At 60.7% G+C, this 22,242-nt stretch carries 20 protein-coding genes; 6 read left to right on the top strand and 14 right to left on the bottom strand.

Annotation, left to right across the window (positions count from 1 at the left end; translation table 11 throughout):
* The first annotated feature begins 145 nt into the window (after nucleotides 1–145).
* Nucleotides 146–523 (top strand): response regulator, encoded by a 378-nt coding sequence (locus ACK1U9_RS01155; protein ID WP_108481401.1) that lies wholly within the window; start codon nucleotides 146–148, stop codon nucleotides 521–523.
* A gap of 179 nt (nucleotides 524–702) precedes the next feature.
* The gene (locus ACK1U9_RS01150) at nucleotides 703–1,056 is read left to right on the top strand and encodes a hypothetical protein (RefSeq protein ID WP_146190403.1); all 354 of its coding nucleotides are present in this window, start codon (nucleotides 703–705) and stop codon (nucleotides 1,054–1,056) included.
* 351 nt (nucleotides 1,057–1,407) lie between these two features.
* On the opposite strand, the gene ACK1U9_RS01145 is transcribed toward ACK1U9_RS01150, so the two are convergent.
* The 8 genes from ACK1U9_RS01145 to ACK1U9_RS01110 all read right to left on the bottom strand — a co-directional run bounded on the left by ACK1U9_RS01145 (nucleotide 1,408) and on the right by ACK1U9_RS01110 (nucleotide 9,455).
* Nucleotides 1,408–1,914, bottom strand: coding sequence for a GNAT family N-acetyltransferase (locus ACK1U9_RS01145; protein WP_108481916.1), 507 nt, complete (start codon nucleotides 1,912–1,914; stop codon nucleotides 1,408–1,410).
* A gap of 177 nt (nucleotides 1,915–2,091) precedes the next feature.
* Entirely contained in the window at nucleotides 2,092–2,808 is a 717-nt protein-coding gene (locus ACK1U9_RS01140; RefSeq protein WP_153671061.1) for an SDR family NAD(P)-dependent oxidoreductase, read from the bottom strand.
* Nucleotides 2,809–2,850: 42 nt separating this feature from the next.
* A complete protein-coding gene (locus ACK1U9_RS01135) occupies nucleotides 2,851–3,336 on the bottom strand; it encodes a DUF2165 domain-containing protein (protein ID WP_153671060.1) in 486 nt (161 codons plus the stop codon).
* Between the two features lie 164 nt (nucleotides 3,337–3,500).
* Nucleotides 3,501–4,832 carry a GNAT family N-acetyltransferase gene (locus tag ACK1U9_RS01130; protein ID WP_153671059.1) on the bottom strand — a complete coding sequence of 444 codons (1,332 nt, stop codon included), beginning with the start codon at nucleotides 4,830–4,832 and terminating at the stop codon, nucleotides 3,501–3,503.
* A 272-nt stretch (nucleotides 4,833–5,104) separates the two neighbouring features.
* Nucleotides 5,105–7,543: a TonB-dependent siderophore receptor gene (locus ACK1U9_RS01125; RefSeq protein WP_449109614.1), complete on the bottom strand. Its 2,439-nt coding sequence runs from the start codon at nucleotides 7,541–7,543 to the stop codon at nucleotides 5,105–5,107.
* A 78-nt stretch (nucleotides 7,544–7,621) separates the two neighbouring features.
* On the bottom strand, nucleotides 7,622–8,455 hold the full coding sequence (locus ACK1U9_RS01120; protein ID WP_449109613.1) for a FecR family protein: 834 nt from the start codon (nucleotides 8,453–8,455) through the stop codon (nucleotides 7,622–7,624).
* On the bottom strand, nucleotides 8,452–8,976 hold the full coding sequence (locus ACK1U9_RS01115) for an RNA polymerase sigma factor (RefSeq protein WP_449109612.1): 525 nt from the start codon (nucleotides 8,974–8,976) through the stop codon (nucleotides 8,452–8,454). Before ACK1U9_RS01115 ends, ACK1U9_RS01120 begins: the two co-directional genes overlap by 4 nt.
* A 92-nt stretch (nucleotides 8,977–9,068) precedes the next feature.
* Complete coding sequence (locus ACK1U9_RS01110; protein WP_135001240.1) at nucleotides 9,069–9,455, bottom strand: MerR family transcriptional regulator; 387 nt, start codon at nucleotides 9,453–9,455, stop codon at nucleotides 9,069–9,071.
* 73 nt (nucleotides 9,456–9,528) lie between these two features.
* Here ACK1U9_RS01110 and ACK1U9_RS01105 point away from each other — a divergent pair, with 73 nt between their 5' ends.
* From ACK1U9_RS01105 to ACK1U9_RS01095, 3 genes are all read left to right on the top strand, one after another.
* The gene (locus tag ACK1U9_RS01105; protein WP_449109611.1) at nucleotides 9,529–10,629 is read left to right on the top strand and encodes an SDR family oxidoreductase; all 1,101 of its coding nucleotides are present in this window, start codon (nucleotides 9,529–9,531) and stop codon (nucleotides 10,627–10,629) included.
* Nucleotides 10,630–10,789: 160 nt separating this feature from the next.
* Nucleotides 10,790–12,310: a sensor domain-containing diguanylate cyclase gene (locus ACK1U9_RS01100; RefSeq protein WP_108481906.1), complete on the top strand. Its 1,521-nt coding sequence runs from the start codon at nucleotides 10,790–10,792 to the stop codon at nucleotides 12,308–12,310.
* Between the two features lie 14 nt (nucleotides 12,311–12,324).
* Entirely contained in the window at nucleotides 12,325–13,224 is a 900-nt protein-coding gene (locus ACK1U9_RS01095) for a DMT family transporter (RefSeq protein ID WP_085598420.1), read from the top strand.
* 48 nt (nucleotides 13,225–13,272) lie between these two features.
* Here ACK1U9_RS01095 and ACK1U9_RS01090 read toward each other — a convergent pair whose 3' ends face one another.
* The 4 genes from ACK1U9_RS01090 to ACK1U9_RS01075 all read right to left on the bottom strand — a co-directional run bounded on the left by ACK1U9_RS01090 (nucleotide 13,273) and on the right by ACK1U9_RS01075 (nucleotide 18,479).
* Nucleotides 13,273–14,526: an OprD family porin gene (locus ACK1U9_RS01090; RefSeq protein ID WP_085598418.1), complete on the bottom strand. Its 1,254-nt coding sequence runs from the start codon at nucleotides 14,524–14,526 to the stop codon at nucleotides 13,273–13,275.
* 58 nt (nucleotides 14,527–14,584) lie between these two features.
* Nucleotides 14,585–15,889 (bottom strand): CitMHS family transporter, encoded by a 1,305-nt coding sequence (locus ACK1U9_RS01085; protein ID WP_046613807.1) that lies wholly within the window; start codon nucleotides 15,887–15,889, stop codon nucleotides 14,585–14,587.
* Nucleotides 15,890–16,013: 124 nt separating this feature from the next.
* The gene (gene dctA / locus ACK1U9_RS01080) at nucleotides 16,014–17,327 is read right to left on the bottom strand and encodes a C4-dicarboxylate transporter DctA (protein WP_108481905.1); all 1,314 of its coding nucleotides are present in this window, start codon (nucleotides 17,325–17,327) and stop codon (nucleotides 16,014–16,016) included.
* Nucleotides 17,328–17,399: 72 nt separating this feature from the next.
* Entirely contained in the window at nucleotides 17,400–18,479 is a 1,080-nt protein-coding gene (locus ACK1U9_RS01075; protein WP_080958408.1) for a 4-oxalomesaconate tautomerase, read from the bottom strand.
* A 148-nt stretch (nucleotides 18,480–18,627) separates the two neighbouring features.
* On the opposite strand from ACK1U9_RS01075, the gene ACK1U9_RS01070 reads away from it, so the two are divergent.
* Entirely contained in the window at nucleotides 18,628–19,521 is an 894-nt protein-coding gene (locus ACK1U9_RS01070; protein ID WP_016714082.1) for a LysR family transcriptional regulator, read from the top strand.
* A gap of 60 nt (nucleotides 19,522–19,581) precedes the next feature.
* Here the strand turns inward: ACK1U9_RS01070 and tcuB are convergent, their stop codons facing one another.
* Nucleotides 19,582–20,763, bottom strand: coding sequence for a tricarballylate utilization 4Fe-4S protein TcuB (tcuB, locus tag ACK1U9_RS01065; protein ID WP_046613810.1), 1,182 nt, complete (start codon nucleotides 20,761–20,763; stop codon nucleotides 19,582–19,584).
* Nucleotides 20,744–22,198 carry an FAD-dependent tricarballylate dehydrogenase TcuA gene (gene tcuA / locus ACK1U9_RS01060; RefSeq protein ID WP_449109610.1) on the bottom strand — a complete coding sequence of 485 codons (1,455 nt, stop codon included), beginning with the start codon at nucleotides 22,196–22,198 and terminating at the stop codon, nucleotides 20,744–20,746. Before tcuA ends, tcuB begins: the two co-directional genes overlap by 20 nt.
* Nucleotides 22,199–22,242: the final 44 nt, after the last annotated feature.

Below are 22,242 nucleotides of genomic sequence, written 5' to 3'. Positions count from 1 at the left end.
CGTGCAGAGCGTGAAGGCGGTTCACTTGGCGCCCTTCTACGATAGCCGCTGATCCTTCACGGCGCTTGGAGCACCACTCATCGCTTGGGAGCAACGTCGTAAGGCCAGGACGCCCTAACGCATACGAGAAGCGAGCGAACGACGCATGCCCAAAACCATTCTGATCGTGGAAGACGACGAGCTACTCAGAGATCTCACTGCAGAGAGTCTCTCGTCACTTTACGCGGTAAGCATCACATCCACAGCAAATGCTGACGAGGCGCTTCTCCACCTTTCGCATGAAGAACCTCCTGCGTTGGTCATGACCGATATCCACATGCCTGGCCGCATGGACGGATTAGGCCTGGCGCACGTTATTTGGCGCAGGTGGCCGACCCTACCCGTGATTCTGACTTCAGGCGACACGATCATTGATACCCATTCACTTCCCGTGAGGGCCGCATTCCTGGCCAAACCGTGGGGTATCCCTGATCTGGCCTCGCTGATCGACAGGCTGGTAACCCTGCCCGCCATAGACGGTTGATGACAAGACACGGGGGCAAGGATGACTACCAATCACCCCCGCCGGCATGCTCTACAAGGTTTGCCATGGGGCGATGACCGCCGAAGGGTAGCGAGGACTTCCCCGCAGTCGGCAGGGTGCTGGTGGCTGATTCGGTCGCTGCCCGGGGCCTGGTTCGCGAGGACTTTGAAGGCCATTGTATGTTCATCGAAGGCGGCATAGGGCTGATTGGTGGCGCCAGCGGAGCGGCAATGCTGTTCGGCCTGGACGCCAAGCTGTTAGCGATGACTGCCGCTACGCTAACGCCGGTAGGCAACCTGCTGCTGCCAGACGACAGTGCCGTGCGCCTGCTGCGCTCGGCCAAGGACGTGATCATGGCTGCCGGACTCAACGCAGGGCTGCAGGCCGGTGCTGGCGCGACGATTTCCCTGGGCGGGCTGTTCCAGATTCAGTCAAGAATGGCAGCTAACCACTCTCGGTGCGCTGCCCGCTTTGGGCAGCTTGAGTTGGTGCATTGTTTCCGGCTTCTGGTTTGTGCACTCGGCTACCTATGAAGATCTGCGCAAGCTCAATACCAATAAAGAGTGATGGATCGGAGCGGGGCTGAAAAAGGCGTCGCTTTGGGTCGATAGCGGTCATTCACGACCCGGCAGCTTTCGACCCATAGCGGCCATTCGTATCTGAGGTGATCTTTGTGGGAGCGGGTTTACCCGCGAACACGGGCAAAGCCCGTGCCATCCTCCGCGTTGCCTGCTTCGCGGGTAAACCCGCTCCCACAGGGTTTGCGCCGGCCTCGAAAAATGAGCAATAGCAGTACTTGCGCAATGGCCGCTTTGGGTCGAAAACGGCCACTCGTGAACGGCCGCCTTCTTCCATGGCGAGCTTTCGCAGTCTGGCCCCAGCGCTCATTGGCTTGGCTGCGTATCCTCCTGCTTGAAAACACGAAATCCGCGCGCCTGATAATTTCCAAGCGCGGCAGGATGGTCGAACGTGCATGTGTGTACCCACACCCGCTCTGTACCTTGCCATTCCCACGCAGATCGAACAGCGTGACTCAAGAGTGCCCCGCCGAAGCCACACCCTAGAAACTGCGGTGCCAACCCGAAGTAGCGGATTTCGCAGTTACAGCCATCGGGGCGATAAAGCTCGTAATAGCCGGCTATCGCGCCGCGGTGATAGGCAACCCAGGTACGGTGGCACTCCTGTTCAACGAGTGCCTGCCATTCGGAACTGCTCCAGCAATCAAGATCGCCCCACTCCCAGGGCGTTCCTACCAGCTTGTAGAGAAACCGATTGAATTCCGCCTGAGGCACTTCACATTCGATGATCTGAAGGTCGTGACGCTGTGGTTTTTCCTGCAGCTCGGAAGCCGAGGTCATTTCCAAGTAATAAGTGATGCAAGACCGTTCCATCGTAGACTCCCTGCGTCTTCCCGCTAGCGATCAGACAAGCATGCCAGCTGCGGCTCGACCGCGGCTACACCTGATGTCTGCTTCGGCTCGATCGGAACAGAATCCACGATTGTCCGAAGGGGCAATCAACCTCGCTGTCGCGCAACCGCTGTGGTAGCGCAATCGCCCCAACTATTCTCAGAAGCGCTCATCGCCGATCGCCGGCAAGATCAGCTCCCTTACGAACGAAGCCTCGGACAAGCGCAACAGCGCGTCGACCATGGTGACCACATCATGCACCGGCACCTGGCGCCGTTCGCCTCGTGCTGCGGCTTGCGCCAATGGCGTGTTCAGGGAGTCGTCGGTATTCAGGTATCCCAGGTGAAGCACGGTCACCGCCAGGTTGTCATCCCTAAAGCCTTCGCGTAGCGCATCAGCCATGCCGTTGAGGGCGAACTTGGAGGCGCCGAACGCCACCTCCGGGCGCCCGCTCTGGCGAAGGGCCGAGGTCGAACCGGTAAGGATCAACTGCGGCCGGGGCGCACCCAGCAACTTCGGCACCAGCCGCTTGAGCAGAAGCAGCGTGGCGGTGATGTTCACCTCGACCAGCCTGGTGATCGATTCGTCGCTGTCGTCGAGGAATGCGTAGTGCTCGCTGAAGGCGTGTTCTTCCCAGATGCCGACGTTGCAGATCAGGACATCCAGATCGGCAGGTGTTCGATCCGCGATCTGTGCTACAGCTGCCGTTGGCTTGGCAAGGTCGGCATCGATCCAGTGCAGATCGATGCCCGAGGCAAGGACCAGGTCGACCGGCTGTTTGCGGGATACGCCGATCAGCGTGTCCCCTGGCTTGCCGAGCCCTTCGAGCAAGGCACGGCCCAACCCTCTGCTGGCGCCTACGATCATCGTCTTCATCTGTTGCTCCTTCCTGGCATCCTGCAAGTATCCATCGACCGATCAACTCCACCGGACATTGAGTACGACGAAGTGCAACAGGACCCAGACCATCAGCAGCAGATGGGTCAGTTGCAACCCTTCCTGGCGGATCCAGTAGCCGAACCATATCCCGCCCAGCAGCATGGCGAGCAGGAACCCGAGCGTTGCGCTCAAGGCCAGGTTCAACCAGGGCAGTGAAGCCTCCAGGCCGGCGCCAAGCACTAGTTCATAGCACCCGACCCAGGCCGTGAGGGCGGCGGCTGCCTGTATCAGTACGATGATCGACAAGGCCAGGCGATGGAGGGAGGGAGAAGTCATCGCTCGCCCCAGCAGTGGGAGGCTGATTGCGGGAGGTTGGGCCAGCGGCGCCATCGACATGGTCGCCCCGATCGCTCCGGCCGAACTGGCAAAAGCATGCAGGTTGTTGATCAGGCTGATACTCAGCCACAGGCTCAAGCCAATGCTGCAGGTGATCTGGAAAATCAGCAGTGAGGTCGGAGTGTCCATTCCTGGTCCTTTGTGAGTTCGTTTCCGGAAGTTGCGAGAGAGTCCGGACGACACTCTAGAACCTCCACTTAACTCGAGGTCAATACCGTTTTCCAGGAAGGCTTCCATGCTGGAGAACCAGGTTAAGCCAGGTTCTACTTCACGCGATTGGAGGAGTGGCCAGCTCAATCGTTGCCCGTTACTTCGACAACCTCGACAAACCCCTCTGACCTGCAAGGCGGCTCGAACGCAACCGCAACTGCCTCGATACTCTCCCGCGGCACTTGATGATCCGCGCGGCGTAACGCATTGCGTGCCAGTGCCTGCTCCACCGAGGCACGAACCCAGACCGCCGAGACCGGCACGCCAATGCGCGCGGCCAACGCCAGAATTGGCGCACGATGCACGCGCCGCGGCAGTGCTGCATCGAAATACAGGCAGCCGTTATCATCCCCTGCCCCACGATGCTGCTCGATCCAGGTGGTTTTCCCCGCAGCTTGCATGCCCACGACCAACAGCAATCGCGCTTTCGGGCCACTGCGCGTTAGCGCAGCCTCCAGCGCCTGCAGGGTGAGCCGCCAAGCGTCGGCGTTGCGCGATTGGCTGAACACGCGCCCACCGAGCGTTTCAAGGTAATGGTCTGGATTGAACACTCGGGTATCGGCTGGAGGGGCAGACGACCAACGATAACTCGTCAGCGGCCATGATTGCCCTGCCAGCTCAATGGACCGTACAGACGCCTCCCGGCCACCGCAGCGTCGGTAGAAGTACCGATTCGGGTTATCCGTCAGCACCCAGGCGAGCAAACCTTGCCGGCCCGGCGCTTGAAGCTGCATCGCCACGGCCAGCAGCAGCTGGCGCCCAACGCCCTGTCCTTGCCAATGCGGCAGCAGATAAAGACCATAGAGCTCGTTAGCCTCCCCGAACCCCGGGCTTCGGTTCGGCCCTCCCGAGCAGAAGCCGACGATCTCGCCCGCTACCTTGGCCACGTGGTAGCTCACTCCAGTGACGGCGATCAGGGCCCGATGCCGTTGTTGCTGAGCCTCGATGGTCAATCCGGCCAGAAATGCATCCGGCAGAATGCCCTGAAACGTTGTCTGCCAGGCCTTCACCGTCACGGCCGCAATGCCTGCCAGGTCCTCAGGGGCTGCCGGGGCAATGAGCAAGTCCATGTGCGCTCTCCGTTGGACTGTTCTCTTCAAAGACGCGCTGGCTTGCATCAGTTCGGCAGTGCACTGCGCAGCGTCCAGATCGCGGCTAGGGCCGAAGGAAACCCAGCCAACCACCTGCCCATTCAATTCGGCTACACGAATGGAAGGATTGCCAGACTCGATTGCCTGCCTCAGGAAACCCGCACGGCGTTCCACACTGCTGTCCAGGGCGCTCAGGTAACGGCTCGACAACAGCCCTTCATAGGCGCTCTGCCAACTGCGGATGTGAAGGATGGCAATCGCAGCGGCATCAGCGCTGACGGGCTTGCGAACAAGGAGCTTGGGTAGCAGGCTGACGGGTTCCAAGTGATCAGACCTCAAAAGTATTCAACACAGTTACTGCACCTGCCATGCCACCAGGCATGCAACGATCAACTGCCGCTTTCAGCGGGTAACCCTCAGGCTTGACCTGTACAGCAGCAACGCAAACTGTCTGAACACTGTCCCCAGGCCGACAGCATTGGCACTGAGCGCTATCTGCCCAATATAGATAGTCCGCTTTACCTTCCTCATGCCTGGCAGAGCGAAACATGTAAAGACCACCGGGCTCGATACCGGCCCGGTGATTGCTCACCACCTTACCAATTGTGCGTATAGCTGGCAGTCAACACAGTGCCGGGTGCCGGCAAGTGGCTGGTGTTGTTGTTATTGCGCAGCAATTGGCTGTAGAGCGGGTAATAGTCGCGATTGAACAGGTTCTGGATACCGACGCTTACCTTGTCGTCAGCGGAGATCTGGTACTGGCTGACCAGGTCCACTGTCGTATAGCTACTCACCTGATGCCGACCAAAGCTGTCCACGCCATCGAGCCTGTAGTCCTTGCCGTCGAAGAACGTGGCTTGCAAGCGGTTGCTCCAATCCAGGGTCGGCTTGTATTGCACGTAGGCGGTCAGCTTCAGCGGCGGAACGCGATAGCCGGTCATGTCTTGCCAGCCTTTGCCGTCCGGTTTTTCTCGCCCGCGCATCCAGGTCGCACTCACCCCTGCGCCCCACACCGCATCGTCCGATAGCCAATCGGCACTGGCTTCAGCACCGTAGATGCGCTCCTTGGTGCGGGTCAGCATCAGGCCGTTGTTGAAGCTTTGCACGTCCCCCAGTTTGGAGGTGGTGTAGAACAGCGCCAGAGTGCCGAGGGTGTTGCTGCCCAGCTCTCCTCGCCAGCCAAGCTCATAGTTGTTGGTCTTGACCGGTTCCAGGTTCGATGCGTCGATATCGAAACCACGGCGCGCATTGCGCAACTGAATGCCCACGTCGGGCAATTGGAAGCCTTGGCTGAAAGAGGCGTAGATTTCCTGGCCGAGTACTGGTGAGTAGACGATACCCAGGTTCGACAGCACCGCATCGTAATGAATGTCACCTCCCTTCACCGTCACCGGGGACGCAGCCGTGGATTCGGACAACGGAACGAAGTCATCGAATTCGGCGGTGGAATATTCGTAGCGCAGGCCGCCGTCGATAGACCAATGCTCGTCGAAGCGATGCTGCAACTGGGCGAACGCACCGGCGCTTCGCGTTCTCAGCGGGGGCATGTAGGTGAGCTTGCCGGTCTTGTCGAATACCAGGCCACCACTGGCGTCATAAGCCGCAGGGTCGAAGACGTCGAGCGGCATGTCGCTGCGCTCCTGGTTATAGTCGCCACCCCACACCAGCTCGGTACTGCCGCTGTCGCCAAGTGGCGTGCGCAGGGTCAGGCGGCTGCCGAAGACTTCACTGTTCTGCATGATCTGGTCGACGTTGCCACCGCGGGTGGCAACGGCCCGGGCGTCGAACGGGGTGAAGCGAGTGAAATAGTCCCGATAATACAGCTGGGCAGAAAGCCGGCTGCCGAGAATGTCGAGATTCTCGTATTCCAGGTTCACCAGGGTGTTGCGAATGCGGTTCTGCTCGTCGAGGTCCAGGCCCTTGATCGCATTGGCCGGCACAGAGCCTGCGGGAAGTTCCGCGACGCTTGGATCTGTCGCGTAGTCGGTGTCCTGGCGGGCGTCGTAGTGGCTGACTGCGAGCTGGATTCGCTGGTTCTCGTCGATGTGCAGCCCCAGCTTGCCGCCAATGTTGTAGATGTTCGAATCGAACAGGTCGCCTTGACTGGGCTCCGGAGCGATCCGGTCGCCGTGCGCATCGTACGAGGCACCGATGTGGCGGGTGCCGAAGTCGAACGAGTAGTCCACCGCGCCCTGGGAGCCTGCGAAATACTGCTGGAACTGCCCACCCAGGCCATCGCTGCCCAGGCGGCTAAGTGGCGAGGTGGCGCCCAGGCTGGTTTCGGCACGGTTTTCGCCACCGGCAGGCCGTGTGGTGATGGAGATGATGCCCCCCGTGGCGCCGCTGCCATAGATGGCGCTGCTGCCGCGAATGACTTCGACCCGTTCGATCAGTGCCGGGTCGATGTTGGCAAGGTTGCGCGAAGAGTCGCGGTTGGTATTGAGCGGCACCCCGTCGACCATGACCAGCATGCTGCGCCCGCGCAGGGTCTGGCCATACTCGGTGACGGTGCGGCTGGAGTCGGACATGCCAGGAATCGCCTTGGCGAGTACCGTGGCCAGGCTCTCTGAACCCTGGCGCAGCTCCTGCAGTTGTTCATGCTCCAGAACGGTGGATTGCCGCGTTGCGGAAACCAGGCTGCTGCTGGTGCGCGAGGCGGTGATTTCCATCTGCGCCATTTCCACGGGCACGCTCCGGGTTGCGGGGCTGGCTGCTGGGGTACCCTGCGCGACGATGACGAACGTGCGCTCATTCTTGGCCTGTACTTGCAAGCCACTGTCCTTGAGCAGCGTTTGAAGGGCTTCCTCAGGTGTGAACCGCCCTTTCACCGCAGGCGCGTTCCGACCTGCACCAAGATCGCTGGCAAAGATGATCTGAACCGAAGACTGCTGTGCGAGCGCGTTTATGGCCTCGCCCAGCGGTGCGGCGGGGAGATCCACGTTCACCTTTTCCCGGCCCTGGGCCGACATTGCGATGAGCAGGCTACTGGCGAGCAATGACAGGCGTAGTTGGCGACTGCGGAGGGAAAAATGCACTTCTCGAGTTCCTTTTTCTGGTTGGGCTTTTTTCATTAGCCGCCATGGGGATCGAGAAACCCTACCTGCGCCTGAGAATTATTTTCTTGTCGGTTTGCGTTGGATCCGGACGCTGCCATCCTCTTGTTGCAGTACGGCGACGGGCAGGATGCTCGGTAGCAGATCCAGTAGCAGGTCGACATTGTGCGCCTCGAACACCCCTGTCACCTTGAGTGCGCCAAGGCTTGGGTCGCTCAGCTCGATGGGCGCCTTGCGATAGTGGTGCAGCAACGACACCGCTTCATCCAGCGGCGTCTGCTCGAACACGATGCGATCATCTTTCCATGCCATCGCTCTGGAGGCATCGGCCTTCGCAACCGGCGTCAGTCGCCCGCCAATCGAGTCGACCTGTTGCCCTGGCCTGAGGGTAACTGGTGCTTGTGTTGCAGCTGCCGCAACGTCCACGCGCCCACGGGCCAAGGTCACACGCACCACGTCGTTATCCAGGCGGCGGACATTGAACAACGTACCGAGCACCTCGACTTTCGCCTGGCCAGCAGACACCACGAAGGGGCGGTACACGGCCGAGGACACATCGAATAGCGCCTGCCCTGCGCGCAGGTCGACTTCGCGGCTGAGCAGACGCCAACTGATATCGAGGTGCGTGCCACTGTCGAGCAGCAGATTGCTTCCATCGCTCAGCAGCACAGCGCGCCGCTCACCAATGGCGGTAGCGAAACGCTCGCTCTTGTAGGCAGGGTTCAGCCACGCCAGGGCTGCAAAGGCGACCGCAAGCGCCAGCGTGATACCTGCCGACTTTACCGCTTTCGAGGGCGCTGGCCTGGACGGCGGCATGGGGAACAGCTGCTTGAGCTCTTCACGATGTCGCCCCAGAGCCTCGTCCAGTGGCGCCTGTTCGGGCTGCTTCGTCATGGATGCACCTCATCGCGCCCAAGCCGTTGCCTGCACGCCGCCAACCCCAGGCGCAGGTGCTTTTCCACTGTCTTTACGGAAATACCGAGGCGAGCAGCTACTTCTGCCTGGGGGATTTCGTGAATCTTGTGCATGACGAAAACAGCCTGGCAGCGAGGTGGGAGGCCTGTGATAGCGTTGACGAGCAGTTGAAACTCGCGCTCGCTGTCATACGTGGTCGTCGGGGTGGCTGCCGGGCAGGCCACCTCAGGCAGCTCGGAGATAGCCTCTACCCAGGCGTCTCGACGGCGATCGCTACGATAGCGACTCACGGCGGTGTCGTGGGAGATTTTTCGTAGCAAGGCAAGTGGGGTTCGAACGTCGTCTTTCTCACCGCGCTCAAGCAACTGCACGCACACGTCATGCACCACATCGCGCGCCATGCTTCTGTCGCCGAAGCGTCGGCGAATGTGGTCCACCAGATCGTCGTAGTGACGTACCAATGTAGACAGCAGCGTCGGTTTGGCGGGATCGAACGACACGATGCATCCTGGATAAGAGGGAGGCCCCGAAACAAGACACAAGTGTAAATGAGAAATAATTGCGAATAAACAAGCCAAGGTGCCGAGCCATGCTAAATCGCAGGAGGGTCAGGAATCGTCAGGCCGTTGGCAATGGCACTGGCTTCGAGCTTTGCACGCTCCGCATCCAGAAAGACATAGGCGGCTTGCAGTGTGGTGATCTTAGCTTGAATTTCGGCCATCTTGCTGGCCACCAAGGCCGCGCCTTGGGCGCAATCGATCGTGTTACCCCGCTTGGCCGCAAGGATGTCGGCGATCTCGGCGAGTGAAAAACCGCCGCTCTGGGCACTCTGGATAAAAGCCAGATCAATAACGGTCTGTTCGCTGTAACTGCGGTAATTGTTGGCTTGCCGATGGGCCACGATAAGCCCGAGTTGCTCGTAATAGCGCAAGGTATGGCGGCCGACTCCACTCAGGCGCTCCAACTCTCCAACATTCACAGTAGAAATTCCTTGACTGTAGAGTACGCTCTACACCTTAGCCTGCGCCGATCATCCAGACAAGGATTCAGATATGAGCGTGGAATGTTTCGTCACGGGCGGCAGTGGGTTTGTCGGCCAACACTTACTGGCCGGTCTTACTGCTACAGGGCACAAGACCTGGGTGCTCATGCGCAACCCTGAAAACATCGAGCGCCTCAAAGAGCAAGTACGGCAACTGGGAGGTGACCCTGCGTATATCCATGCAGTCGAAGGAGATATCAGCCGGGAAGAACTTGGACTCAGCGAAGCAGACAAGCAATGCGTGTCATCGTCCACCGTAATCTTCCACCTCGCGGCGCAGTTTACCTGGGGCCTGACAATGGAGCAGGCCCGTGCAGTCAACGTGCAAGGGGCGCTGAGAGTCGCCAGGCTCGCGGCGAGCCAGCGAATCCGCTTGCTGATGGTGGGCGGCTACATGCTGCAGAACCTTACCCATCTGGCAAGTATCGGGGTTGATAACGAACACCCAGAAAACACCAATTGGCCTGCAGTATACGGCCGTGTGGGGGGCTACGAAGGCAGCAAGCTGGAGTCTCATTTCGCAGTCATCCGCTACATGCAGGAGGTAGGTGCGGATTACACGATCGTTCATCCTGCTACGGTATGCGGCCATAGCGAAAGTGGGCATATTCTTGAAGGGCAACCTCTGGCCGACCTCATTCGAAATCTCGCACTGGGCCGGTTAAAGGCTGTCCCGGGTTCCGCCAGGCACTGGTTGCCATTGGTCAGCGTCGATTATCTGGTAAAGATGATGACCTGCGTGGCGTTCGACCCTTCGATGGCCAACCGGCAGGTCCTGGCGCTGTATGAACACACCCCGAATCTGCAGGGGATGCTCGAGCAGCTGGCACAAACGCTGGACATCAAGGCACCCCGCCGCCATGTACCCATAGGGTTGCTCAAGTGGCTGTTGGCGATTCCCGGACTGGCCACCCGATTATCGATCAGCGCCGAGTCATTGAACTTCATTCAGACGCAGCGCTTCGACATGAGTGACAGCCTGAAAATGGAACAGAAGTATCAGTTGGCACATCCCGATATGGCGCGAACTTTGGAAAGGACCGTGCGCTACATCCAGGGTTACTTGCCCAATCGTCACGTTCACACTTCTGCAGACCTTGCCGGCAGATAACCAACGGGGCCTGAAAGAGCGCGTGATTCTGTCGGACATTCCAGCAATACAGGTGTTATATTATTGCGCGTGAACCAGATGGTTACTTCCTGACCGTCTGGTTAGTTAAAGCGTGTCGACGCTCAACTTGGTCCTTGGGGAAAAAGGCGTGTGAATTGACGTGAAGCGTGACATCCACCTCGTTGTGCTACTGCTATCGGTCATCGGTTGCTCTCTCGCCTCGTTAACGCTGTGGAAAGTCATGGCTTCTCGCGAGCGCGCCCTGGAAGACGTCAATGTCCATGGCCTTAACCTGACCCAGGCACTGTCCACCTATTCGGAAGGTATCGTCCGACAGAGCTCGATGCTGTTGCTCGGCCTGGTCGAGCGCCTGGAAACCGAGGGCGCCGGACCTTCGCAAATCGAACGCCTGGGTCAGCTGGTCAAGCGTCAGCAGCCGTTGATGCCGCCGATGAGCGGCATCACTATCTACGCAAGGGATGGACGCTGGCTGATGTCGTCCAACCGTCCGATCCCCGACGGTGCCAACAGCAGCGACCGAGCCTTTTTCATCCACCACCGTGACAACCCATCCCGCGACCCCTTCATCGGCCTGCCAATCCGTAGCCGCGTCAATCAGGAATGGGTGATCACCATCAGCCGGCGATTCAACGATGAGCATGGCGAGTTCGCCGGCGTTGTCGCCATGACACTTGGCGTCGAGAACTTCCTCCAGCTTTTCGGCAAACTGGATGTCGGCCATGACGGTGCCATCGGGCTGGCCTATACCGACGGTTCCATGCTGGTGCGCTACCCTTTCCGGGAACAGGACATGGGGCGCAACTTTTCGAAGTCGCCCATCTTTACCAAGTATCTCGTTGACCAGTCAGCCGGCACCGCATCGTTCACCTCCAGCCTGGACGGCGTGGAGCGCCTCTATGCGTTTCGCAAGAGCGACAAGCTACCCTTGGTGACAACAGTTGCACTGGGCAAGCAGGAAGCACTCTCGGCCTGGCGGCTCGAGGCGCTGCTGTCCTCACTGGTGGTCGTGGCGCTGCTCGCACTGATCGGGGCCATTGGCTCGCTGCTGATACGTGCCATGAGCCGGCGAAGCGCGGTCGAAAGCGAGCTTCGACTGACCCAGCAGCGGTTGCTTGAGAGCAATCAACGGCTGGAAAGCCTGGCGATGCACGATGCGCTGACGGGGCTCGCCAACCGGCGCTGCTTTGACGAGGCGCTGACCCAGGAAATCCGCACGGCTCATCGAAACGGGACCACGCTGGCTTTGCTGATGATCGACATCGATCACTTCAAACGCTACAACGACACCTACGGGCATCCGGCTGGCGACGCCTGCTTGCAGCAGATGGCTACCCTGCTCTCTTCCTGTATCCGCCGCCCTCGCGACCTGCTGGCACGCTACGGCGGTGAGGAAATGGCGGTGATCCTGCCCGATACCGACAATGACGGAGCAGCTGTCGTTGCCAGGTTGATAATCGAGCGCCTGGCCTTGCAACCCGTCCCTCACAAAGGCAGCCCTTTCGGACATGTGACCGCCAGTATCGGCATCGCCTGCTCCGATGGGACGGCCCTCGACAGTCCGCCATCGCTGATTGAACGCGCCGACCAGGCGCTCTATATCGCCAAGCAAGCAGGCCGTAATTGCCTGCATGTCGACCAAACGAATGTACAAAGCCAATGACACGGAATGTATTGATGCACTCTCATTTCGGCAAAGGCGTCCTCTTTGCACTCAGCGCCGCGGCACTGAATGCAACGATCGGCGTACTCAGCAAGGTGTTGATGAACAGTGGATTCAGCTCCAGCAGCATCGCCCTGATAAAAACCGTACTTGGCTGCCTGCTGCTGTCAGCCTTGCTCATGTTCCTCAAGCGGCCCCTGCATACGGCCAAGTGGCTTCCTGCAGCCGTTTGCGCCTTTCTCGGCATTTTCGTGCTGTTCCATTTTGAAACCTCGGCCTATAGCCATTACGCCGCGGCAGGCGTCGTGGTGATCCTGATGGCAAGCGCCTCCATTTCTTCGATATTGCTGGGGCGGATAGTCCTCAAGGACCCCATCACCGCCAATGCGACAGTAGGCGCCGGGTTGGCGATAGCCGGTATTGCCGTGATCTTTGGAGCCGACCTGGAACAAGGCTTCACCCTGCAAGGCGCAGTGCTCGCTTCGATCGGAGGCTGCGGTTATGGCGCATTTTCGGTTGCCATGAAGCGCATGGGCGTTTCCGGGGGGCTGCATTTCACCCGGCAACTGTTGTTTTTCGGCAGCCTCTACCTGCTGATGCCGGCTGCGACCGATGGGTTCATCGTGGGAGAGCTGTCGCTGGCGGCAGTCATGGCATTGCTGGCTCTGGCCGCGTTGCCGACCATCCTCGGTTTCTTCTGTACCACCAAGGCCATCGAATATCTGAAGCCGTCGCAAGTCCAGGCACTGGAACTGACTGAGCCGCTGTTCGCCGCGCTGCTGGCGTTCGTGGTCCTCAATGAGGTACCGCGAGACACGTTGTACCTGGGGGCCGGGCTGATCCTCTTCGGATTGTGTTTCTCCAATGAGTTGATCCGACTGGGCAAGAAAGCGCCACAGCCGTCCGAAGCGTGAAGCGCGTGCGAACAAGCGCCCCGAAGCGCGCATGCTCGCGCGGCCGCATTACCAGATCGCTATATCGTAGGTCAGGTAGATCCGGTTGCTGTCGCGCCCTCGGGAAAAGTCAGAGCGGTAGACGTAGTTGCGAAGCTTCACACCCAGACCTTTCACAGGCCCGGACTGCACCACGTAGGCAAGCTCCATGTCACGCTCCCACTCGCTGAGCCCGGCATCAGCGGAGCGACCGTTGTCACCACTCAGGTAGCGCGCCATGAAGGTCAGCCCGGGGACACCGGCCGCGGCAAAGTTGTAGGCATAGCTCGCCATCCAGGTTTTCTCTTCTTCCTCGATGAACTTGCCGATGCCCACGTTGCTGAACGAGTAGACCGTCGCACCGCTGATATACGGCAACCCAGCCTCGCCGTCGAGAATCTGGTAACCGGCGCCGAAAGTATGACCGGAATGAGCGTAGGACAGCTGCCCACTGAACATGTCGTTGTCGATCTGACCACCATGAGCGGCCCCGCTGTCGCGGCTCTTGAAATAGCGCAAGTCGGCGGTCAACACACCGCCGGCCAATGGCAGGTCGTGGACCAGGCCTAAATAGTCCTGACGATAGAAGTGTTCGAGCTGGCCGTGGAAATAGCTCAAGCGCAGCTGCTTGCTGACGGCATAGTCGGCCCCGGCAAAGTTGAAATCGCCAGACTCACCGCCACTGTAACCATCCAGGAACAGGCCGGTGCTGTCGGAGGAGTCCCGCTGCTTGAAGCGGTCCAGGTGGCCGGCGGTCAGGGTCAGGCCATCGACATCGGTACTGGTCAGTTGCGTGCCCTGGTAGGTCTGCGGCAACAATCGCGCATCGTTGTACACCAGCACCGGTGTCTTGGGTAGCAAGGTGCCATGCTTGACGATGGTCTGCCCCAGGCGCGCCTTGGCCGTCACCCCGGCACTGGCGAACTCGTTCGCGGCACGGCCATTGTCATGCACCGGCAGCAAACCGGTACCGCTGCGCCCGCGGCCCGAATCGAGCCTTACGCCTACAAGCCCCAGGGCATCGAGCCCCAGCCCGAGCGGGCCTTGGGTGAACCCTGACTGGTAGTCGAGCAGAAACCCCTGCGCCCATTCCACCCGCTCGCTCTTGGCATTTGCAGCAGCGCGGGCGCTCATGCCTTGTTCGTCGCGGAAGTTTTCGTTGAAGTAAACGTTACGCAACTGCAGCTTGAGCTTGCCGTCGTCGATGAATCCGGCAGCGCCGGCCACAGGCAGCCAGCCGCAAAGCAGGCCACAGGTGGCCCCACGGAAAACAGTTCGGGACATTTTCGATACTCTGTTGTTGTTCTTGGATGAGGTGGGCGCCAGCGGCGCCCGAAGCAGATCAGACGAAGAAGGACAAGGCACCCGTGACCAGGGCCAGTGCGGTGATGACCAGCGATGTCAGCACCGCCCATTTCACGGTGGCCTTCTGGAAGTCGCCGATGTCGCGATCGACCATGCCCACCAGCAGCAAGGTCGAGGCCACCAGCGGGCTCATCAGATGCACCGGCTGCCCCAGCACCGAGGCACGGGCGATTTCAACCGGGTCGATGCCGTAGGCGGCCGCAGCGTTGGCAAGGATCGGCACCACGCCAAAGTAGTAAGCGTCGTTGGACAGTACGAAGGTCAGCGGCATGCTGGTCAGCGCCACCACCAGCGGGAACCAGTGGCTCCACGCCTCGGGAATCCAGTCGACCAGGGTCTGCGCCAGCGCATCGACCATCTTGGTGCCCGAGAAGATCCCCGCGAAGATGCCTGCGGCGAATACCAGCAGTACCACGGTCATGGCGTTGCCAGAGTGGGCGAGGATGCGCTCTTTCTGCAGCTCCAGCTGCGGGTAGTTGATCATCAGCGCTGCGACGAAACCAATCATGAACAACAGAGCGGAGTGCATGACACCCATCACCAGCGCCGTCATGACGGCAATCACCAGCACCAGGTTCACATACGCCAGACGCGGGCGCTTGTGCGGATTGTCGCCGAGGATTTCCTTGATGTAGCAGTTGCCGCCACCCGACTCCAGGGCGATGTTGCCGATGCGTCGGCGCTCGGCTCGGCCCAGCAGGAAGGCGGTGAACACCACCCAGGCGGCACCGCCGATCACGGTCGGCAACATGGGGATGAAGTACTCGGTCGCATCCAGCCCGAGCGCGGCAATGGCCCGGGTTGCCGGCCCACCCCAAGGGCTCATGCCACTCATGATGCTCAGCGACAGCATGGACACCGTGGCCAGGATCATCGGGTTCATGCCAATGCGCTTGTACAGCGGCAGCATGGCGGCGCAGGTGATCATGTAGGTGGTGGTGCCGTCACCGTCGAGCGCCACCAGCAACGACAGCAGCGCGGTACCGATGGCGATCTTGACCGGGTCGCCATTGACGCGCTTGAGGATCTTGCGGATCAGCGGGTCGAACAGGCCGGCATCGATCATCAGGCCGAAGAACAGGATGGCGAACAGCAGCAGCGCTGCCGAGGGCGCCACCATTTTCAAGCCATCAAGCATCATCTTGCCCAGTTCGGGGGCGAAGCCACCGATCACAGCGAAGACAATGGGTACCACGGTGAGCGCAACGATTGGCGACAGGCGTTTGCTCATGATCAGGTAGGTGAAGGTCACCACCATGATCAGGCCCAGGAGTGCGAGCATGGTCTTTTCTCTTGTTTTTATTCTATTGCGGCCATCGGCAAGGCAGACGGCCCCCTACCCCACTCGGCATCGCCAGGATGCTGAGTGGGATTCTAATTCAACAGTGGGAGGTGGAAGTGGCTTTTCAGCCGTGATGCCGGGGCTCGGCAGACCAGTCGGCCTGCGCAGCATCCGCCTTGTCCGGTACAACCGGAACGCCGTTCAAGCGGCGCAGCAAGGTTTCCCGTTCGCAGGCATTCTCCGACAGCGAGATGACCACGGTGGCCACGGCGTTGCTGGCCAGGCTGGTCAGGGCACGCGCCTCGGACATGAAGCGATCGATGCCGATCAGCAAGGCAAGCCCTGCCAACGGGATGTCGTGAATGACGGTCAAGGTCGAAGCCAGTGCAACGAAGCCACTACCGGTCACGCCCGCTGCGCCTTTTGACGACAACAGCATGATCGCCAGCATCGTCACCGTCTGGCCGAGGCTCAGGTCGATGTTGCAGGCTTGAGCGATGAAGACCGCCGCCAACGACAGGTAGATGGCAGTACCGTCGAGGTTGAAGGAATAGCCGGTTGGCAGCACCAGCCCGACCACGCCTTTCTTGCAGCCCAGTTTCTCGAGTTTTTCCAGCATGCGTGGCAGCACGGGCTCGGTGGACGAGGTGCCGAGCACCACCAGAAACTCCTCGCGGAAATAGCGCAGCAGCTTCCACAGGCTGAAGCCATGGGCACGGCAGATGCCGCCGAGTACCACCAGCACGAAGAATGCACAGGCGATGTAGAGTGTACCGACCAGCTTGGCCAGCGCCCCCAGGGACGTCACACCGTACTGCCCGACGGTGAACGCCAGCGCACCGAAGGCGCCGACCGGGGCGAAGCGCATCAGGTAGCCAAAGATGCGAAACACCATGCTAGAGGCAGACTCCAGCACATCGAGTACCGGCTTGCCCTTCTCGCCCATGGACGACAGGGCAAAACCGCTGAGCACCGCGATGAACAGCACCGGCAGCACTTCACCCTTGTTGAACGCCCCGATGAAAGTGTCGGGAATGATGTGCATGAAGAAATCGACAACACTGAGTTTCGCCGCAGACGCGGCGTACTGGCCGAGCCCCTCGGTGCTAAGCGTGGCCGGGTCGATGTTCATGCCGACCCCGGGGCGGAACAGGTATACCGCTGCCAGGCCGATCATCAGGCTGATAACGGTCAATACCAAGAACAGCAGCAAGGTCTTGCTCATCAAACGCCCGAGGGAGCGCTTGTCGGTCATCCCGGCAATGCCGGTGACGATGGTGCAGAAGACCACCGGCGCGATCATCATCTTGATCAGCTTGATGAACGCATCACCCAGGGGCTTGAGCGCAACGGCCTGTTGCGCCCAGAAGTGACCGACCACCACGCCCAGCAGGACGGCGCAGAGGATCTGGAAGTACAGCGATTTGGCGAGTCTCATGAGGCATCACCCATTGTTGAAATTGTGCGGATGCGCTTGTTGCAAATGTAAAAGTGTGGGCTGTCGCCCGACCTACCCCGCCAACCTGCGGAATGTAGGGGCATAAACGAAGCCTGAGAACAGCCGCCGGGCAGTTCGCACCACCGAGGCCTGAATCGTCTTGCCATCGGCACCGCTGCGTGACAGCGCGACATCGATACCGCCGCTTGGGTGTTCCAGGCGCACCTCGGCCAGTTGCTCGGCACCCTCGCCCAGCAGTTCGCCGATTACCGTACCTGGGCTGACGCAGGCAGTCGCCAGCCCTATCGCTCCGGTGATGGCCAGGGCGCGATGGCAGTTGTGCGGCATGAAGTAGCGAACCTGCAACGTGCCGTCATAGCGGGGCTTGGACACCAGAACAGGCTTCGGGATGACCATGCCGCTGACATCACCCAGGCCCATGGCCTTGCCGGCCTTCAGGCGCAACGCCTCGAGGCGTTCGAGCAATCCGCCGTTGGCGTCGAGTTCGGCCGGGGTTTCCGAGCCGGTGACACCCAGCTGGCTGGCCTCTATCACCATCATCGGCATGGCCATGTCGATGCAGGTGACCGGTACGCCATCGATCACATCCTTGGCCTTGCCGGTCGGGAACAGCTTGCCGGTCTTGCTGCCGACCGCATCGAGGAAGGTCAGGTGCACCGGGGCGGCAGTGCCCGGTACACCATCGATCGCCGTGCGGCCTTCATAGCGCACGATGCCGCCGGGGGTTTCCACCAGCGAATTGACGAAAGTGCCGGTGTTGAGGTTGCGAATGCGTACCAGCGTCTTGCCGTCCTGCCCTTTGACAAGGCCTTGCTCGATGGCGAAAGGGCCAACGGCGCACAGCATGTTGCCGCAGTTGGGCGCAGTATCGACCCGGCGCTGGGCGACCATGACCTGCACGAACAGGTAGTCGACGTCGGCGTCGGCATGCAGCGAGGGGCTGACAATCGCTACCTTGCTGGTCTGCGGGCTACCGCCACCGATGCCGTCGATTTCCAGTTCATGCCCGGAACCCATCAGGTTGAGCAGCAATTCGTCGCGTTCGACCACATTGGCAGGAAGGTCCCATGCATGGAAAAAGGGGCCCTTGGAGGTGCCACCGCGCATGAGTACGCAAGGAATTCGTTGCATGATTTCGCACTCTTGTTGATCAATGGACATCATTGATGCTGTGGACAAAAGATTGACAGGGATAGATAAATCAATCCAATGCAAATATCGTAGTCATTGTTCCGATTTGAGCATCAATACAGAGCCCCAATGCCAAGAGCGATTCGAGATGGAATATGAGCTGCAAGACATACGATCTTTCGTGAAAATCGCCGAACTCGGCAGCTTCCACGAAGCCGCAGAAGCGCTGCACCTGTCCCAGCCCGCCTTGAGCCGACGAATCAAGAAGCTCGAGGAAGGCCTGGGCACTTCGTTGCTGGAACGCACTACTCGTCGCGTCAGCCTGACCAGCGTCGGGCGCGATTTCCTGCCCAAGGCCAGGCGCCTGCTGGATGACTTCGAAGACTCGATCCTGAGCATCCGCGAACTCGCAGAACGACAGACCGGTCAGGTGACCCTCGCCTGTATTCCGACCGCAGCGTTCTATTTCCTGCCGTCGGTGATCCGCGACTACAACGAGCAATACCCCAAGATCCGCATTCGCCTGCTGGACCTCAGCGCCAACGACGGGCTCGAAGCCGTGCTGCGCGGTGAAGCCGATTTCGGCATCAACATGATGAGCGGCCAGCACCCAGACATCGAGTTCGTCTCCCTGGTACAGGAGCATTTCGTCCTGGCCTGCCGCAGGGACCACAAGCTGGCGAACCGTGAAGCCGTCACCTGGACAGAACTGGCCGACTACCGCCTGATCGGCGTAGGCCGGCTCAGTGGCAACCGGATGTTGCTGGACCATGCCCTGTCCGGGCTCAACCTGCGGCCCAAGTGGTTCTATGAGGTTCAGCACCTGTCCACCTCGCTGGGCATGGTCGAGGCCGGGCTGGGCGTATCGGCCATGCCCAGCCTGGCCATGCCCAACGCCGACCACCCGACGCTGGTCAGCGTGCCGCTGATCGAACCCCAGGTAACCCGTACCCTGGGGTTGGTCTACCGCAGAGGGGCGTCGCTGTCGCCAGCAGCGGAGAAGTTCGTATCGATCCTGCTGGACAAGTGGCCCAATCGCTGAACGCAGCGGCGTGCTTCTGGCTCGACGCGGTGCAGGGGAAATACGAGCTGTGTTCATGGCTCACTCCCCTCCCAGGCCCAGCCGGTTGGGCCGGCGCTTCTCGATTGCAAACTTGAGCAATGCCGCGCTGCGGAACAGCCCATGGGCAAACTTGCCATAGGGCAGCGTGATGAACAGCGCCATCACGGTACCCAGGTGAATCGCCAGCATGATCGCCATCGCGGCGGTATCACGCAGGCCCAGCAAGGCAAGGCCGGTGGCGCTTACCAACAGCAGAAGCACAATGAAGGCCCGGTCCATGGGGCGCTGGGCCACATCACCCTGCTCCGGCGCCCTGCGCAGGTTCAGTGCCAGCAACCCGGCCGGCCCGACAATCAAGCCAATTCCGCCCAGGGTTCCGAGCAACACCGGTGCGCTCAGCAGCGGGTACGGCGCCTGCTGGCCCAGCAGATAGTGATACCCGGTGGCGACCACCGTGGCGGCAAAGCACAGCATGAAGCCGTAGAAGGTGAAGTGATGGAAGCGACGGCGCCAGAGCGTGTAGCGATCATCGGCGTTGTTGCAACCTTGGCCGTGCCCGCCGTCCAGGTATTTCAGGGTCAACGCCGCGCTTGATGCCTCAAGCACTGCCCCTTTTGCCGGTTGCGCCAGCGCCTCGGCAGGCGAGACCGAACGCCAGAAGCGACGTACCGCCACCGTCAGTGCCAAGCCTGCAGCGACAAAGACGCAACCGAACATCAGCGCCAGGGTGTTGTGCGGGAAGATCGCATAGAAATTGCCCGCCAGCCGACCAGGTAGCAGCGTGCCATTGATCCACAACGCCAGCAGCAGGAACAGCGACAAGGCCACTGCCAAGGCACTGGCAACATAGGCGCCGTTGTGCCGGTACAGCCGGCCGAACAGGGCCGGCCATGCGTATTCAGCGTAGGTTTGCCCGCGCACCTTGGCCATCGCCTGGGGTACGTTGACGGCGAATTCGTGAGGCTGCGCGTACTGGCAGGCATGCAAGCAGGCACCGCAGTTGTGGCACAGGTTGGCCAGGTAATGGATGTCGGCCTTGCCGAACTCCAGCCTGCGGGTCATCGCCGGGAAAACGGCGCAGAAGCCCTCGCAGTAGCGACAGGCGTTGCATATCCGCATTTGCCGGTCCACTTCCCGCTCTTCCAGGTTCAATACCGGGATCAGTTCGAGGGCCGACCCGGCGGCATCAGGCTGGCGTGGTTCAGGCAGTTGCGCAGTCATGGCGGTTCTCTTTTTCTGGATGTTCGTAACCTGCCGCCGCAGCGGCGCTGGTCCCGGCGATACGGCCGAAGGCGGTGCCGATGGACATGCCGACACCTGCGGTGTAGCCCTTGCCCAGTACATTGCCCGCCATCATCTCGCCGGCAACGAACAGGTTCGGGCTGGGACGTTTGTCGAAATGAACCGCGGCGTTTTCATCGGTGCGCAGCCCCAGGTAGGTGAAAGTCACGCCAGGGCGCAACGGGTAGCCGTAGTAAGGAGGTGTATCGATCGGGCGAGCCCAGTGGCTTTTCACAGGTTCCAGGCCAACGGTGTGGCAGTCGTCCAGGCGGGTGTGGTCGAAGGTACCCACCTGGCAGGCTCGGTTGTAGGCATGCACGGTTTCGAGGAAGGCCTGCACAGGCAAACCGAGCAGGCCGGCCAACGCCTCCAGGCTATCGGCGGTGGCGCCCGGGAAAACCGGCGGCATGAAGCGACCGAGCGCTTTCTGGTCGATGATCGAGAACCCCACCTGCCCTGGTTGATGCGCCACCAGGCGCCCCCAGATGGCATACCGCTTGGGCCAGAAGTCCTCGCCTTCATCGTAGAAGCGCTGGCCGTCGCGGTTGACCACCACGCCTAGCGACACACAATCGATGCGCGTGCAGATACCGCCATCGTATAGCGGAGCGCGGGCATCGATCGCCACCATGTGCGCCTGCGTCGGGTCGCCAATCGTGTCGGCACCCTGTTCGATCATGCGGCGCAACAGAACACCGTCATTGAAACGCGTGCCACGGATCAGGAAGTTGTCCGAAGGCCACTCCCCTCGCTCGTTCTGCCCCCACGCCTCGCGCAACCATTGGCGGTTGGACTCGAAACCACCGGCAGCAAGCACACAGGTACGCGCCTCGATGCGCTCGGCGGGCAGCTGACGCCCCCGAACCTCGCGCGCAGGCACATGGGCCGCGACGAAGCGTCCGTCCTGCAGTTCTATGTCGGCTACGGGGGTGTCGTAGCGTATCTGTACGCCAAGGTTTTCGGCGCTACGGAAGTAGGCATTGACCAGCGCCTTGCCGCCGCCCATGAAGAAGGCATTGGTCCGTGCGGTGTGCAGCGCACCAGACAATGAGGGCTGGAAATGCACGCCATGCCGGCGCATCCACCCGCGGCAGCTGGAGGATGCGCGAATCACCAGGCGCGCAAGCTTTTCGTTGGTCTGGCCACCGGTGACCTTCAGAAGGTCCTGCCAGAACTCCTCTTCCGGGTACGCCTCGAGCAGTACGTCCTGGGGGCCATCATGCATGCACCGCAGGTTACGCGTGTGTTGTGAGTTGCCACCACGCCAGGCGCGGGGTGCGGCCTCGAGCAGCAGCACGCTGGCTCCGGCCTCTCGCGCCATCAGCGCGGCACAGAGGGCGGCATTGCCCCCTCCGATGACTAGCACATCGATCATTTCGCCTCCAGATCACGAAGAGCCGAATGTTCGGCTGCTCCTCG

The sequence above is a fragment of the Pseudomonas sp. XP1 genome, assembly GCF_053557675.1.
The sequence above is the reverse complement of the archived record's forward strand: the minus strand, read 5'-3'. Positions and strand labels throughout refer to the sequence as shown.